Genomic DNA, 15,388 nt, shown 5'->3' with positions numbered 1-15,388 from the left:
GGTCTTGCCGATTGCCCGATAGAATTGCCGGATATCCGATACCTGGTCATCCGGGCCTATCAAGATGGTCGCACGCGACAGTTCACTGAAAACCTCGGACCCCATCGACCGGTGTATGGGTGGGTATGACCGTGAGCTGGCCAGCGGCCACGCAGATGCCGCGAAACAGGCCTTGCTGGTTTCGCTGACTGAACGTCCTGAGCAGGACTGGCTGCAATGCATACGCAGCCTGGTATTGCGCAGTCATATCGGCACGGCTGGCGCCGTGCTCATCGCCGCGCTCAAGCTTTATCCCGATTCGGTCGATCTGCGCTTTGCGCTGGCTGGCATGCAGCAGCAAGGCAACCAACTTGCGCAAGCCGAAGCCAGCTTGCGTGAGGTGCTGGCAGATCAACCGGGCCACGTTGCAGCCACCTTCCTGCTGGCGCGCGTGCTGGAGCAGCAAGGGCGTTTGCAAGCCACGGCCACGGCAGTACGCGCACTCTTTGCACACGCTCGACAAGATATGGAGACGCTTATTCAAGCGGTGGAGCTGCTTGACGGCTGCGGTCGGAAGCAGGATGCCGCGGCCCTCTGCGAGGCTGAAATTGCTGCCGGTTCGACCGATGCACGCATCCATGCCTATGCCGGCATGCTGGAAATCCAATTGGGGGAATTCGATCGCGCACGGCGAAATTATTCCATCGCGCTCGCCAAAAACTCGCAGGCAATCGAATGGAATATCCCCCTCGGACTCAGTCGTTTGCAGCGATACAGTGACGACAGTCATCCCGATTTTCATCTGTTCCGGAATTGCCTGGAAAACCCGCTGCTCAGCGAAAAGGCACGTACCACCATACTGTTCGCGCTGGGCAAAGCGCATGACGACATCGGCGATTACGCTCAAGCTGCAAGCTACCTGCGCCAGGCCAACACCATGGCACATGCGGCTACCGCGTGGTCGCGCAAACATTGGCGACGCGCCGCCGATGCACGCATCGCCCGACCACCGCTTTCGATCGCCCTCCCCGCACCGGACGATTGGACCCCCATATTTGTCGTAGGAGTCATGCGCTCGGGAACCACCTTGGTAGCCGAGTTGCTGTCGCGCCATCCGGACGTGTGCAATCGGGGGGAACTTTCCATTCTGCCCTTGCTCGCGCAAAAGCTCTCGGGCATTCCCCAGGGGAGGAGTGAGGCATTCACGCAAGCCGCAGCCACCTATGAAAGCCAGCTCCGCCAGGACGACTCCAGTGCGCGCTGGTTCATCGACAAGCAGCCGATGAATCTCATGCAAATCGACTTGATCATGGCGCTTTGGCCGAATGCGCGAATCATCTATTGCAAACGCAACCCGCGGGACACCGCGCTGTCGCTCTGGTCGCAGTCATTCCTCGATGACGCGCAAGGGTACGCCTACGATTTCACGGATATCGCCACCGTCATCAAGGATTGTGCGCGTGTGATGGCGCATTGGCACAAACGTCACGCAAAGGCGATCTATCCCCTCTCGTATGAGACGTTGACTGCGGATCCTGCCGCAGGCATGGCGGCACTAGCCGAATGGCTTGGCCTGCCGCCATGTGAGCTGCTCACCGCCAGGAGCACGTCGACAACGATCAGCACGGCCAGCCTGTGGCAGGCGAGACAGCCGGTCTACACCGGTTCCGTGGAACGCTGGCGACACTATGCGCACTACGTACCGGAACTGCTTCGCATTTCCGCGCGTTGAGAACTCGTCAATCGTCGGGATGGCCTGAATAGCCCCAATGTTCAAGCAGGGGTTCCACCACGGGCAGCAGGAGCTCGAATTCGCGACGATAGCGCCCCCACCGATTGAGTCCGGCGCGGTTCACCGGCTGGATGACCTGGGTGTAGCTCGGCGTGCCGATGTAACCCTTGTTGCGCGCATGCACGTCGAACTCCCGCAGAGGCGCATCCTCCGCGACCCCAAGGAACCGGGCAATCATCCGGGTTTGCCGTGGAAAATCCGTCACCAGATCCTCGTAACGCGAGACGAGTACATGTGGCTGGAAGACGTCCACATGATGCAGCCAGTGCTCCATGGCCATCACGTAGGCCGTGGCCACCCGTTCGAGACTGGCGCATGCCGTGACGAGGGCGGTGGAACGAAAGTTCTGCATGTAGCAACTCAGGATCACATCGCATGGATGGCGCAGGGCCAGGATGAATTTCGCCTCGGGAAACAGCCGATGGATCATCGGCAGCCACAACATGTTCAACGGGTTCTTGTCGACCATCTGCGTCTGCCAGTTGCGCGGTACCTTTTCGCAGACAAGCGACCAATAGTCCTTGCGCAACTCGTCGCAGTCGCGCTGCGAAAGCTTGCCCAGATCCTGCGGGATATCGACGCCATAGGCACCCAGTCGGTCAGACAGGATGTTGAAAAACGGACGCTCGTCCATCGACTGGAACGTGGGGTGGGCATCCAGCATCTGTTCCAGCAGCGTGGTACCCGAGCGCGGGAATCCGACGATGAAGATCGGCGAGCTCAATGCATCGGGCGCCTGCAGCTTCGGCCAGCGTCGGTATTCAGCGACTGTCACGCGAACCTGGGCGGTGGGCAGCACGGGAGCGCCCGGCGCAAAGCTGGAGGGCGACACCAGTTTCATTTCCTCCATCTGTCTGGCATGGGCAATCGCCAAGGCACGCATGGCATCTTCTGTCGCACCCAGCTTGTCGCAGACCTCGGCCAGGATGAAATAATGCGCGTAGTCGCAGCTATCACGCGGGCCTGTCCGTTCCAGCATGTTGCGTGCGTCGGTGAGGTCGCCCTTGCGCATCGCCAGTCTCGCTTCCTGATGGATGATTTCCTGACGCGTCGCCTCGTCCAGCGCAGGCTGGGTTGCGCTTATTTTCCGCAATAGCAAGCCGGCCTCATCGAGGCGATTCATCCGTTCATGCAAGGCGGCCAGCTGGATCAGCGTCGGTAGATGGGCCGGTGAGCGCAAGGTGATATCTTCGAGCAGCTGTTGCGCTGCCTCCGCGTCGGCCAGCGTCGTCAATACGTTTGCCAATTCCAGCTGCAGTTCGTCATCGTTGAGGGGCAGCCAATGTCGCCACGGTTTCACCAGCTCGTTGGCCTTGGTGTCGCTGCACAGCGAACAGGCGCGGGCAGCATGGATGCGCACGTAGGGAGAATCCGGATTGAGTGCATGCGCTTCCAGCAGGGTCTCGCGCGCATCAACGAAGTCCCTGAGCTGAAGCAGGAGCAGGCCAAGATTCATCAGGATGCCTGCGTTGTCCGGAGCCACGCGCTTCGCGACTGCATAGGCTTGCGCCGATTCCTGCAACGAACCGGATTCGCGCAGCGCGGTGGCATAGTTTCCCCAGTAGACGCCTGAGTCGGGGGACATGTCAGTCAACCGGGCATACACCTCGATCGCTTCAGCCAACTTGTGCTGGAGATGCAGGCTGATCGCCAGCAGCAGCAGGACATCCTCGTCATGGGGCCGCATCAGCAACTGCTCGCGGCTAAGTTGCTCGGCTCTGGGCAAAAGCCCCGCACTCAACGCCGCGGTAATCAGTTCAAGATTCGATGAGGTCATGTCATCTCGATAAAAAGGCCGCGCGACATGGTCGCACGGCCCTCCACGCTGGTGCATTGCGGCTGGCTCAGAACGTTACTGTCACCCTACCCCAGAAAAAGCGGCCTACAACATCGAAGTCCAGAGGATCCGTGTCCGAATCCAGCGTGTTGTTGGCGTACAGTATCGGCGGCTGCTTATTGAAGAGGTTGTTCACGCCGAAATCGACGCGGGTATGCAACGGCTCGATGTTGTAGCCGAGCGATATGTCGTTGTAGACCGTCGCGCCATACTTCAGCACCAAGCCATCCAGGCCGGGTCCGGCCGGGTGCACATCCTGCGAGGGGTCCAGCGAACCCATCTGGAAGCGGCCGATATAACGCATGCGCCACGAGGCGGTCCAGTTGCTCGATTGCCAGTTCAGATAGCCTTGTCCGCGCCAGCGGGGAAACAGGCAGCTGCCGGCGCCCGTGGTCGGGCCAGTGCCGGACGGGCCGGAGGGGCACGCGGCGGCTTGGGCCGAACCGTTTGGCATGAAGTGGCCGGCATCGTAGTAGGTGGTGTTGGCCGGTGTGCCCGGTGCCGTGTTGACGTTGTAGTACTTCAGGTAGGTGGCGTTCACGCCTACGGTGAACTGGCCGAAGCGGTCGAATTGCGGCAGCTTGTAGCTCGCCGAGAAGTCGACGCCACCGGCAGCGGTATTGCCCAGGTTGACGATCGGATCGACAAAGTTCGATGCGATCTGTCCCTGGCTGGGGCCGCTGGCGATGCGTTGGATGAACTGGCAGTAGTACGTCTGGTCAGCACCGCACAGGTTCAGCACGCTCTGCGTGAAGATCGGCGTGATCGCGTCATTGAGGTACAGATGCCATACGTCCGCGGTGGCGGACAGGCCCGGCGCCCAGCTCGGGCTGTATACCGCGCCCAGATCGAAGGTCTTGCCCCGCTCGGCCTTGAGTTTGACACCAGCCGGCACCGCACCTTGCAGGAGCGCAGTGTCCTGCAGATTCTGCGCCACGTTCTGGTTCACGAAACTGCCATCGGTCGGTACGTTCACACAGGCCGGATTGACCGGGTTGCCGGTATAGCCGGTGCAAGGGTCGTTTTTGACGGTATCCGCGGATACCGCCGGTGCCGCATACAGTTCCCACAGATTCGGTGCACGGAACACCTGTGCTACCGTGCCGCGCAGCAGCAGATCATCGATCGGCTTCCACTCGATCGCCAGCTTGGCGTTGTTGGTGCTGCCAACATTGTTGTACTTGGAATAACGGTCGCCGAGAGTCACGTTCAGCGACTTCACGCCCGGTAGATCCGTCAGCACTGGAATGAACGCCTCGGCATACACCTCCTTGACGTTATAACCGCCCTGCACCGCCCCTGTGCACTGGCTGCCGAGCACGCACACGCCCAGCGAATTGACCTGCAGCAGGGGGTCGACGACGCTATGCAAGTAATCCTTCCGGTAGCTCGCGCCGGCTGCCAATTGCACCGTGCCAGCCGGCAGATCGAACACGCCGCCACTGACATCGACGTGTATGGTCCGCTCGATCTGGAGGTAGTTTTCAAGCGCCGGTGAGGCAGCAGCGGCCAACGCGGCTTTCGAAGCCGGCGAATCCAGATTGAACGGATCGAACGGGGTGCATGCGCTGAGGGCGATCGGTGCAGCTGGGGTACCGCACTGCACCTGGCCCTGTGCATTGAGGAAGGATGGCCCGGACCCCGCGTAAAGCGGTCCGGTATTGGGCAGGTTGTTCACCATGAGGGTCAGCGAGGTGTGTCCGTAGTCGAGCCCCGCGTCCCAGTTCCAGTCATGACTGCCGAGCGTGATATCGCCTTTCACGCCGGTGATGATCTGGCCGTTGGTATTGGAACTGGCGGTAAGGCGCGAACCGAGCGCTGACAATCGTTCATTGAACTGGGCACCATCGACTCCGTTGTAATCGACGCCGAACGGGTTGAAGTAGCTCTGTGCCGAGAGGCTGGCGCCATACGGCGTGCCGTACACCGTCGGCGCCAGTGAGAATGCCGACGAGGTCTTGTTGAAGTACGCGTCCATGTACGCGGTGACATGATCGCCCAGGTTGTAGTTACCCAACACGAACAGGCTGGTATGTTCCTGCGGCGTCGTGAGCAGGTTGACCGCTGCATAGTTGTATTTGTCGCTGTTCGGGCCGCTGTTCTGGTAGCAGTGGTAATCGGTAAGCGCATTGGCGCCACTGGCCGTAGGATTGCGCGCCAGGAAACCGCTGGCGCAGCCCGGATAAGCAGCGGCCAGCTGGGCAGCCATGGGGCCAGTCGTCGGAATCTGGATATGCCCGTAAGGTGACGAACTCGAACCGCCGACGAAGCGGGACAGTGCGCCATGGCCGGTCGTGGTGAGCGTCACCGCATTGGCCGAAAATTTGCGACTGGCCGCCGAGATGCTGTCGCTCTTGTTGTAGTCCACGCCAGCCATGATATTGCCCTTCTCGGACGTCTGGCCGAACGTGAAGGTGTAACCCTGCTGGGCGCCGTCGTTTTGATCCGACTCGCCGTAGTTCACCGAGAACTCGGCACCCTGGTAGTCCTTCTTCAAGATGAAGTTCACCACGCCACCGACCGCGTCGGAGCCATATACCGAAGACGCGCCCGTGGTCAGCACGTCGATGCGCTCGATCATGTTGGCCGGGATCGCGTTGACGTTCTTGTTGAGCACCCGATGGCCGTCGATCAGGATCAGCGTCCGGTTCGAGCCCAGACCGCGCAGGCCGATGGTGGAACTGCCGGAGCCGCCACCGTTGTTGACCGCTGGATTGACGCCATTGCCGGTTACTCCCGGCAGATCCTGCACCAGGTCGCCCAGGGTCAACTTGCCGCTGGCCTTGATTGTCGCCGCATCGACAGTGACCACCGGACTGGCCGTTTCCAGATCGACACGGGGGATGTGTGAACCGGTCACCACCACGGTCTGCAAAGTGGCTGCTTTTTGGGGAGTGGCTTGATCCGACGTTTGCGCGTTGGTCGAATTCTGTGCAGCGGGTTGATTGCCGGCATTCTGGGCAAATGCGCTAGTAGTGATGCCCATGGCAGCAACCGCGCCGAGAGAAAGCGCCAGCCGAACTGCCGAAGAAAGTTTCTTGACCCCAAGCTTCATGACACCCTCCGATTAAATTCATGGGCTGGAAATATTTCCACCCAAATCGTTTATTGGCCCTGGATGGATCCATGTACTGCATCAGTCACGTAATGCTTTCATCGCCATAAAATCGCAAGCCAGCCTTATTTCCATATTTAATGGGAATACTTTAATGACAATGTGCTAACCCGTTTTGGCAAGAAGGCGAGTGGCCAATTTCAGCAAGACATCACGCTCGACGGATGCTTCAAGGAGCTCCGTCTTCAATCGCCTGATCTCAGGCGGTGCCATAGCCCTCTTTCCGGAGCGGAATCGTCGCACCCACACTCGTACTGCATCACTCTGAATATTGAGACGCGCCGCGGCCTCACCCGCCGTCAAACGGCGTTCTATCACCAACCGTACGGCCTCACTTTTCAACTCATCCGAGTAAAATTTTGCGCGCATACAAGCACCAGTCGTGATTGACTCTCGCCGCTTGAATAACCTGTTGTGCATACCTTCACAGAGTGGAAGGTGCCGAAGTTCCAATGCCGTCGCTGCAGGTTTCGACCCCCGTGCTGGAGACTCGGCGAATTTTTTTGATTACCATGTTTTGACGATATATAAACGAAATCAAACTTGGTATATCCACTCATCCCATAATTTGCCATGACCAATTTTCATAGCCACTTTCATGCAAATGTTTATGACCACTTCTCGCGAATAGATGATCCGGCGTGGTTGTAAAAATTTGGCAAACAAAAATCTGACATGACCACTTTGTTCGCTCTGCATATAACCAATACAGGGCGTGGCATGTTGCCGAAATCCAACTTTGACGACCGGCAAAACTCGACTCTGAAGTGCAGAACACGGCCATCGTCATCACGCCCAAGCCACAAACGCGCCAGCCGCAGCCACGGCGGTTTCTTATGCGGTCATCGCTTGTCCATGTTCAGATGAGAATGCGCGGCAAGAGTGATACCCAGGCCCGGCAGCACCAATGAAAAGCACGACTGAACACCGAGAGATGCGTTGGATAACGACAGTTCGGTCACTGCTGTCGCAGCAAAGTCCGCAGCTTTTGCAAATCTGGTTTTCAGAGCCTGCTTGGGCAGGGCGAGCTGTCCTGAAAAGTACTCAGCCCGGACCTTCTCCGAATCACCTGCAAGGATTAATCCGTATCAAAATTTGTCATTGCGGCGAATGTTCCAGCCCTGCGCTGTGCTGGTCAGTCGCACTTTCCTGGGCGAGCGTGTGGGCGCGGTGCAAGGCACGGATTGCGCGGCGGCTGTCACCCAACTGCTGGTAGGCGCGAGCCAGTCCCAAGTAGAAACGGGGATCGCCGTCGTACATATGTATGGCCTGCTTGTAATGCGTCACGGCAAGCGCATAGTCGCCTTGCTTTTCATCATGCAAGGCCAGCAGGAACTGGTAGTAGGGATCCTTCTGTTGCACCTTCTCCAGGCGCTGCTCGAAGATTGTGCTGCGAGCCTCATCACCGTTGTCCTGGTACAGCGTCACCAGGTTGAAAAGCGCGTTCGCATTCACCGGATCCAGCGCGAGCGCTTTCAGGTAGTCGCGTTCGGCGGCACGCGAATCGCCCTGGTACAACTGAAGCACACCAGCGTTGCTCCAGCTGTTGGCGTAGCCGGGATCCAGCTGCAGCGACATCGTCATATAGGGCGCAGCCACCGCGGGCGATGCGCTCAGCATCAGATCGGCGGCACGATTGTTGTAGTAGAGCGCCAACAGTTGCCGGTCAGTAATTTGCTTGGGAGCATCGCGCGCGATCGTCGTATCTCGTGCAAAATCCACGGTGAAGTGCGCTTCACCGATGACGACTTCCGCACTGACATGATTGAAACGATAGATGGTGCCGTCTTCCTCGCGCCACGCCACGACCTCGCCGACACCCTGTCCGTAGGATCGCATGCCTGCTTCGCGTGCCAGCGCCACAGTCAGCAAGGTGAAAGTCAGGCAGTTGGCCTTGCGCGTGCGGTAGGCCTGCTCGACCGTCGAGGTGGCGTCAACCGCATACTGGATGCCCAGGCCCGGATTTTGGCTCAGCATGAAATTCACCAGCCGCTGCAACCGGGACGTTGTTGAGCCGCCTGGGCCGATGACCTGCTGCTGCAGTTGCGCGCGCAACTCCGGTGGCACGACCATGATCTGTTCCGGGCGCGGCATCTGCGATGACGCAGGCGCAACCGATGCCGGCACGGTGATTGACCATGCCAGCATTCCTGCGTACACCCAAGTCAGCATGCTGGAACCCTCAACTGATGCGTCTTCCAGGCATCAGACGGACAGATGTCGCGGGCCGAATGAATCAATGCTTGATGAGATGATCCGCGGTGTGGAAACACCACGATCCGCTGTTTGCCTGGGGCAGCCGCAAGACCTGCGATGCCTCTCCAGGCAGTGCGCAGATGAAAGGAACTTTCACGTCCGAAACCTTCGCGCAACGGCCAGTTCGCTGCACTATAGACGTCCAAACCATATTCTTGCATGGCCAATTTGGCGTCATTAGACATAGCCAATCCTAGGAACGCAGGTTGACAGCCTCGAAAGCCTTCCCATATAGTTCACCATATAGTGAACTATATGGGAAGGGACGAACCGTGCGAACAATGATCCGAGCGGGCGCCTGCAGCCTGATTCTCCTGTTGAGCGCGGTCACGCAGACCAGCGCCAAGGAGGCGAAGGGCCCATACCCGACCCCGGCATCCTTTGAGCAATTCCGGTTCGCCAACCCATCCGACGAGATCGCCATGGCACGCAGCGCCGCACCGGCCTCGATCTCGAACGACGCCGAGATCCTGACGCTCGGAAGCCAAGGCTACGAAACTGCGGTGAAGGGCAAGAACGGCTTCGTGTGTCTTATTCAACGTTCCTGGGGCGACCCGTTCGACGACCCCGAGTTCTGGAATCCCAAGGTCCGCACGTCCCTCTGTTTGAATCCCGCCGCCGTGCGTTCCGTGCTCCCGAGCTATCTGGAGATAACACGCTGGGTATTGTCGGGCGTACCCAAGGCCACGATGATCGAGCGCACCAACGCGGCGATAGCGACGCACGCTATTCCGGATCCGCTACCGGGCTCGATGTCCTACATGATGTCCAAGCAAGGCTACATCAACGACGGTAGCGGCCACTGGCATCCCCACGTAATGTTCTTCATGCCACATACCGACAGCGCGGCTTGGGGTGCCAACTCTCCCGGCGTCCCGGTGTTCTCCCAGGATGTCAGCCCACAGGTCACGATCTTCTTCGTTGTGGTGTCGAAATGGTCCGATGGGAGCCCTGCGTTCCCGGAGAAACATTAGGATGCTGAATCACCCCACTGCGGACCTCAGCCGCACGTTCGCGGCCCTCGCCGATCCGACGCGCCGTGCGATTCTCGCGCGGCTGGAACGCGAGGAGAAGGTATCGATCAGTGCGCTGGCCGAACCCTTCGCGATCAAACTGCCTGCGGTGATGAAGCACCTCGACGTGCTGGCCGACGCCGGGCTGATAACGCGCTCGAAACAGGGTCGCACGGTCGATGTCCGTCTGTTTCCGGAGCCACTGCGGCAGGCCACGGCCTGGCTTGAACGTTACGAGCGCTTCTGGTCGCCACGCCTCGACCGACTCGCCGCCCATGCCGAGAACAAGGAAGCCGAGATGCGAAGGAAGAACAAATGACGAGCTTGACCCTGGTTCGGCGCATCGCGGCGCGCCCCTCGATCGTCTTCGATACACTCACCACCGCCGAAGGCATCGCCAGCTGGTGGGGGCCGGACGATGGGCCGGTGCTGGCGGCGCAGAGCGATGTACGCGTCGGCGGCGACTACCTGGTCCGCTTTCGAATGCAGGATGGCAGCGAGCACGAGGCGCGCGGAGAATACCTGGAGATGGTCAGGCCCGAGCGCGTGGTCATGAGCTTCCGTTGGGCCGTCGGCGGGGCTCCCGAGGAGATCGGCAACATCTCGCGTGTCGAGATGGAGCTGCGGGCGATCGGTGATGAGACCGAGCTCACCTTCACTCATGCGAACCTGATCGCTGCGTCCATACCGAGTGCATCCAAACCGAGCCACGAGCAAGGTTGGAGTGTGGCGTTGGACAACCTGGTGCGGCAACTGGCTGGCAACGACGCCCCGTAGATCACCCCATCAGCAGGAAACGAAAACCGAACGGCACTTGAGACCAGTGTCGGGAGTGCGGCAGTCGTTCATGCCGGCAGTGTCGGCGAAAGCAACCTGCAGTTGCTTCGCCATGCGACGAAACGTTCAGCCGAGGAGCCTGACTAGACTGCGCGCATGAACGATGCCACGTGAACTGTCGAAAAGGCCGCCTTTCTTTCGTCGCCAAGTGAGGCCGGCTTCACGATCCGTCACTTTCGTGCGAGGTGCAGTCCAAATGTTTCTCGAACTTGATGGACAGGGCCCGCAGTACAGGCAATTGATTCGTGCCTTGAGGGCAGCCATCCTCAGTGGGCGGCTGCTGGCGCACGCGCGGTTGCCGTCTACGCGCGAGCTGGCTCTGGAGCTGGGTTGTTCACGCATCACGGTGCTCACCGCATACGAGCAATTGCGCGCGGACGGCTATATCGATGGTCAAGTGGGTTCCGGGAGCTACGTCAACGCGTTACCGATCGAGACCATGCCCCTGCCTCAGGTCAACACGACCACCATCGCGGCGCAATCGCGATTCGCGGAGCGTGCGCGACAGTATCAAGGTTTGCCGATTGCGGAACTGCATCGCGGCACGCGCTTCAACCTGCAATACGGATCGTCGCATATCAACCCATCACTCAGTGCCATCTGGGCACGGGAGCTGTCCTGGGCCGCGATCCAAAGCCCGCTTGGTTACGGCGCTGATCAGGGACTACTGGCCTTGCGTGAGCAGATCTGCAGCTACCTTTCGCTACGACGCGGCATACAGACTTCCGTTGATCGTGTACTGATCGTCAGCGGCACCCAGCAAGCTATCGCGCTGACCGCGCGCGTACTGCTCAACGAAGGAGATACCGTGGCCATCGAAGAGCCTCATTACTGGGGCGCCTGGCAGCAGTTCAGCGCGCACGGCGCACGCCTGCTTCCGATCCGGTCCGACAACGAAGGATTGCTCTGCAACGAATTGCCGACCGTGGCTCCGCGTCTTGTGCTTGTCACTCCCGCCCATCAATTCCCCACCGGCTCGGTACTGTCGTTGACACGCCGGATCGAGCTACTGAGCTATGCAGATAGAGCGTCATGCTGGATTGTCGAGGATGACTACGACAGCGAGCTCCGCTACGACTCGCAGCCATTGGCGACCCTGCATTCGCTGGATACTCGCGATCGGGTGATCTACGTGGGAACCCTTTCCAAGGTAATGTTTGGCGCCCTCAGGCTTGGCTATATGGTCTTGCCACAGGCGCTGCGCGCTGATTTCGTCAGCGCAAAATGTCTTGACGATCGTGGCTGTCCGACGATCGAGCAGGCAGCGCTGGCACACTTCATGGAAGACGGCGGCTTCGAACGCCATCTTCGATTCGTGACGAGAGAACTGCGGTCCCGTCGCGGGGAGCTGATCGAAAGCCTGCACCGCCATGCCGGCGAGCGCGTGCAGATCGGGGGAACCCACGCTGGCATGCACGTTGTCGTCTGGCTACCCGACTACGACCATGCACAGATCGATGCACTGATAGCCCTTGCGCATGAACGCGGACTGGGTCTGCATTCGGTAGCACCACACTATGACGAATGCCCAGTCGTGCCGGGCCTCATACTCGGCTACTGTGGGCTGTCCAAGGCACAACTGCGCGATGCCACGCAATTGTTTGGCGAATGCCTGGACACGATCGACGCCATCGCGCGAAGACACGACACGAAACAAGCCGTGAAATACGCGAGCAGCTGATCGAGTTGAGCCCTCGAATGGTGCGCCCGGCAGGATTTGGACCCACGCCCTTGGCGGACGGTTCAACAGTTTCTGCTCTGTCGCCAAAGAATCCGACGATGCTCGATACCCGGCAGCACGCACCGGTCTGCGTTACGGAGCAGCGTAGCCGGCAAACTAGTTGGTGCTGGGCGACTTCAGCAACAACGCCTTGAAGCGTGGATCGTCGCGCAGCGAGTCCCAATCCGGGTCGAGCCGGAGCAACGCGCTCGACAGGGGGGCGCCATTAGTTATGGACAGCACGCGTCCGATCAGCGCGATGGCCTGGTCGGGCTGGCCGACCCGCACATACAGCTGTGCCTGCGACGCGAGCATATCCGGTCCGGTGAGGGCATCCTTGCTGACCGGCATCAAGGCGACGGCACGCTCGCCTTCAGCGACGGCCTCGGCTTTCCGGCCGAGCCCGGCATACGCGAATCCCAAGGCCAGATGCAGGTCCGCGTCGTCCGGTCGCTCGACGAGGGTGGCGCGCATGCGCGCCGCAACCTCGGTATACGTCGCCGTCGCCTTGTCCGTGTCTCCCGCCGCCTGCAACGCCCACGCCAGATACAGGCGTCGGGGCAGGACAATGTTGTTCGGGTCGGCCCAGTCATCGGCCTTGTCCGACTCGACTATCTTGATGGCGCCGGCATAATCGCGCGTCAGCCAGCGCTCGAAATACATGGTCATGATATTGCTGGTGTAGGCATCGCTGCCCGGCGCAAGCGCGGCAAGCGCGGCGCGCAGCGGCGCCGGATCGCCTTTCCACATCAGCTGATTGAAGGCCTGTGCCACACGGTTGCCGACAGGATCCCGGCTCACCGCGATGGCGCCCGCATAAGCCAGCTCGGCATCTGCGTAGCGATGCATGCTCTCGTAGGTCACGGCGAGCTGGTTGAACGCAAACTCACTATGTGGATCAAGTACGGTGGCCGTGCGAAACAGTGCCACCGCCTCATCCCAGTGACCCTGGCGCCGGGCGATCGAGGCGATGATGAGTTCCACGGTGGCACTGTTGGGCAAGGCACGCCGGGCCAGCTCCAGTTGGGTGGCGGCAGCGGCGTAGTCCCGATGCCCCCAGTAGTCATACAGCCCCAGCGCGTAATGTCCCTGGCCCAGGTTCGGCTGCAACGCCAGGGCGCGATCAGCGGCGGTCTTTGCCGCGGCCAGTCGCGCGTTCGTGCGATCAGGCGCAAAGAAATACATCTGCATGTTGGCACGTGCCAGCGCGGCTGCAGCCAGCGCGAAGTCCGGATCCTTGACCAGTGCCTGTTGATACAGCGCGATCGCCAAGGGCAATTCGGACTGTGACAGTCCGGGATCATCGAAGGCGCGGTTGGCGTGCACGCCAGCTTGCAGATACAGATCGTAGGCTGCGGCGTTCGAGGTCGGCATTCTCTCGATACGCGCGGTCTCGGCGGACGTCAGCTGCACCTTCAGCGCCTCCGCCACATTCTGCGCGACCTCGCCTTCCACATTGAAAACGTTGTCCAGCGTGCGCGTATAGGCTTTCGCCCAGAGATGGTTGCCGCTGCTCGCATCGATCAGTTGCACATTGATCAGCACCTGATTGCCGGCCTTCTGTACCGTGCCTTCGAGCAGCGTCGCCACACCCAATTGTCGAGCTATGGCTTTCACGTCTTCCGGATGGCTCGGATACTTCTCTGTCGAGGTGCGGGCGATCACCTTGAGTCCGCCGATACCCACCAACTGGGTCAGGATCATGTCTTGCATGCCGCTGGCGAAATACGCGTTGTTCTGGTCAGTACTGAGACTCTCGAACGGCAGCACCGCAATGGACTTCAGATCGACCGCCGGCACCGTGTCCGCCGGGTGGCGTGCGAATTGGTGCCACCCGAGCAGCGCGGCCGCCACCACGAGCAGACCGATGATCACGGCCACGAGTCGGCTTTCGAGCCGACGTGTCTTGTCAGGCGGCAACGATGTTGCCGGACCCACTGCCGTTGCGGCCGATGGCGCGGCGACAGTGCTGGTGAGGGCGGGCAAGAACACAGGTTCCGTGGCCGCTGATGCCCTGTCCGCAATCAACTCCTCACGCGACGCGGCGGATCGCACCTGGGCATCGAGGCGGAAGCCGACGCCATGCACGGTATGCAGATAGGGGCTTTCTTCGCCGCTCTCGCCGAGCGCATGACGCAACACCGCGATGATGCGACTGAGTACGGCAGGCGTGACATGGGCATGCCCCCACACCACGTCGAGAATCTCGTCGCGGCTCAACACACGGCCGGGTTCGCGCGCCAGCAGCACGAGTACGGCAAATGCCTTGCGCTCGAGCGCGACCTCCTCGCCATCGACAAACAGGCGATGACCCAGGGTGTCGATCTCGACCCTGCCGAATGCAATCCACGCAGCAGGGGCGGACGCTATAGCCATTTGTTCGACCTCCATTCCCGCTCCTGCTCCTGTTCAGGTTACACCAAGTCTGAAGCGAGCCTCGGCATGACCAAGCGTGGATTTCGTTGTTGACCGAACAGCATTCCAGCGCCCTCTGAACCCGATGCTGGTATTGGTTACCTTTACGCTGGTTCTGCAAGGTCCGCCATGGGTTAAAAGGCACATCTCCGGTCCGCCCATACGAGCTGTATGAGGTGCGTCGCCCCGGGGCGTGAATGCACGTCTGACGCAACAGAAGACCGTACGTCTGAACGACGAACAAGGGGCTGGCAAATCGACCTCCACCCATTGGGGACAACCAAGGCCCCGGATGACCCTGGTCAACACCGCGGTACTGGCCAGCGCTGTCCAGAACGGGTGTCCAATCGGACTGGAATCCGCAACCCGGGCATGGCTCGGGTCACTGCGCATCGATTAGGACAGCGGACGTGGCGCGCCGACC

The 15,388-nt window shown here is 60.3% G+C and carries 9 protein-coding genes; 5 read left to right on the top strand and 4 right to left on the bottom strand.

Annotated features, from left to right (window positions below):
- Positions 1–64 precede the first annotated feature (64 nt).
- A complete protein-coding gene (locus B0E48_RS00780) occupies positions 65–1,711 on the top strand; it encodes a tetratricopeptide repeat-containing sulfotransferase family protein (protein ID WP_077515549.1) in 1,647 nt (548 codons plus the stop codon).
- A gap of 7 nt (positions 1,712–1,718) precedes the next feature.
- On the opposite strand, the gene B0E48_RS00775 is transcribed toward B0E48_RS00780, so the two are convergent.
- The 3 genes from B0E48_RS00775 to B0E48_RS00760 form a co-directional block, all read right to left on the bottom strand.
- Entirely contained in the window at positions 1,719–3,548 is a 1,830-nt protein-coding gene (locus B0E48_RS00775; RefSeq protein WP_077515548.1) for a tetratricopeptide repeat-containing sulfotransferase family protein, read from the bottom strand.
- A gap of 67 nt (positions 3,549–3,615) precedes the next feature.
- Entirely contained in the window at positions 3,616–6,594 is a 2,979-nt protein-coding gene (locus B0E48_RS00770) for a TonB-dependent receptor (protein WP_254423802.1), read from the bottom strand.
- A gap of 1,227 nt (positions 6,595–7,821) precedes the next feature.
- On the bottom strand, positions 7,822–8,796 hold the full coding sequence (locus B0E48_RS00760) for a tetratricopeptide repeat protein (protein ID WP_254423801.1): 975 nt from the start codon (positions 8,794–8,796) through the stop codon (positions 7,822–7,824).
- 500 nt (positions 8,797–9,296) lie between these two features.
- Here B0E48_RS00760 and B0E48_RS00755 point away from each other — a divergent pair, with 500 nt between their 5' ends.
- From B0E48_RS00755 to B0E48_RS00740, 4 genes are all read left to right on the top strand, one after another.
- Positions 9,297–9,953, top strand: coding sequence for a hypothetical protein (locus B0E48_RS00755; RefSeq protein ID WP_254423800.1), 657 nt, complete (start codon positions 9,297–9,299; stop codon positions 9,951–9,953).
- Between the two features lies 1 nt (position 9,954).
- A complete protein-coding gene (locus tag B0E48_RS17420; protein ID WP_139350113.1) occupies positions 9,955–10,311 on the top strand; it encodes a metalloregulator ArsR/SmtB family transcription factor in 357 nt (118 codons plus the stop codon).
- Entirely contained in the window at positions 10,308–10,769 is a 462-nt protein-coding gene (locus B0E48_RS17415) for an SRPBCC domain-containing protein (protein ID WP_139350112.1), read from the top strand. Before B0E48_RS17420 ends, B0E48_RS17415 begins: the two co-directional genes overlap by 4 nt.
- A gap of 256 nt (positions 10,770–11,025) precedes the next feature.
- Positions 11,026–12,510: a PLP-dependent aminotransferase family protein gene (locus B0E48_RS00740; protein ID WP_077515543.1), complete on the top strand. Its 1,485-nt coding sequence runs from the start codon at positions 11,026–11,028 to the stop codon at positions 12,508–12,510.
- Positions 12,511–12,666: 156 nt separating this feature from the next.
- Here the strand turns inward: B0E48_RS00740 and B0E48_RS00735 are convergent, their stop codons facing one another.
- Complete coding sequence (locus tag B0E48_RS00735) at positions 12,667–14,925, bottom strand: winged helix-turn-helix domain-containing protein (protein WP_077516818.1); 2,259 nt, start codon at positions 14,923–14,925, stop codon at positions 12,667–12,669.
- Positions 14,926–15,388: the final 463 nt, after the last annotated feature.

It is taken from the genome of Rhodanobacter sp. C03 (assembly GCF_002001175.1).
Classification (GTDB): Bacteria; Pseudomonadota; Gammaproteobacteria; order Xanthomonadales; family Rhodanobacteraceae; genus Rhodanobacter.
The sequence above is the reverse complement of the archived record's forward strand: the minus strand, read 5'-3'. Positions and strand labels throughout refer to the sequence as shown.